This is a genomic window from Campylobacter showae CC57C (assembly GCF_000344295.2).
GTDB classification, from domain to species: domain Bacteria; phylum Campylobacterota; class Campylobacteria; order Campylobacterales; family Campylobacteraceae; genus Campylobacter_A; species Campylobacter_A showae_B.
Genome location: NZ_AOTD01000145.1, coordinates 1 through 949 on the forward strand (window position 1 = coordinate 1; position 949 = coordinate 949).

General features: G+C 49.3%; 1 protein-coding gene. It reads left to right on the forward strand.

From position 1 onward, the window contains the following. The first annotated feature begins 22 nt into the window (after nucleotides 1-22). Nucleotides 23-913 (forward strand): tRNA (adenosine(37)-N6)-dimethylallyltransferase MiaA, encoded by an 891-nt coding sequence (miaA, locus tag H740_RS05590; protein WP_002952262.1) that lies wholly within the window; start codon nucleotides 23-25, stop codon nucleotides 911-913. Nucleotides 914-949 lie beyond the last annotated feature (36 nt).

Genomic DNA, 949 nt, shown 5'->3' on the forward strand with positions numbered 1-949 from the left:
TTACGAATTTTAAGGCATTTTTATGAAAGAATTCGCCCTTATCGGCACCACAGCTAGCGGCAAAACGGCGCTCGCGCTAAAGCTCGCAAGCGAATTTAACGGAGTGATTCTGAGTCTTGATTCGCTTTGCGTTTATAAATTTATCGATATCGCTAGCGCCAAGCCCAGCGCGGACGAGCTGGCCTCAGTTCGGCATTTTGGGGTAAATTTGCTGATGCCTGACGAGCATTTTGACGTCGGTATGTTTTTTGAGGTTTATAAAACGGCTCGCGAATTTGCGCAAAAAAACGGAAAAAATTTATTTATAACTGGCGGCAGCGGATTTTATCTAAAGGCGCTGTTATCGGGTCTCACGCCTAAATTTGAGCGTGTAGAAAGCGGCCTAAGCAATGCTCAAATTTACGAGCTGGTTTCAAGCCTCGATCCTGAATTTGCCGCCAAATTTAGCGCAAACGACACCTACCGCTTGCAAAAGTGGTTTGATATCCACTCGTTTTTGTGCTCTAGCGGGCGCGATGAGACCCCGAGCTCGTATCTTCGCGAAAATACCCTAGCCCCCGTAGCGTCAAATTTGGCGATTTTCGAGCTTAGCTGGGATAGGGACGAGCTAAGAGAACGCATCAAAGAGCGCACGCGAGCGATGTTTGAGCAGGGTTTGCTGGACGAGGCGCGGGAGCTGTTTGCACGGTATCCACAGCGACCAAAGCCGCTAAACTCGGTCGGTCTAAAAGAGTGCGGCGAGTTTTTGCTAGGCGAGATCAAAACCCAGGCCGAACTGGAGGAGGTCATATGCACGCACACGGCACAGCTGGCCAAGCGTCAGCGGACGTTTAACAGATCACAGTTTGAGAGTAAATTTAGCGGCAGCGTCGGGGAGTGTGAAGAGAAAATCACAGAGTTTTTAAGTGATTGATTCTGATTTGCGGCTTGTCTCGCGAGTGCTTTTCCG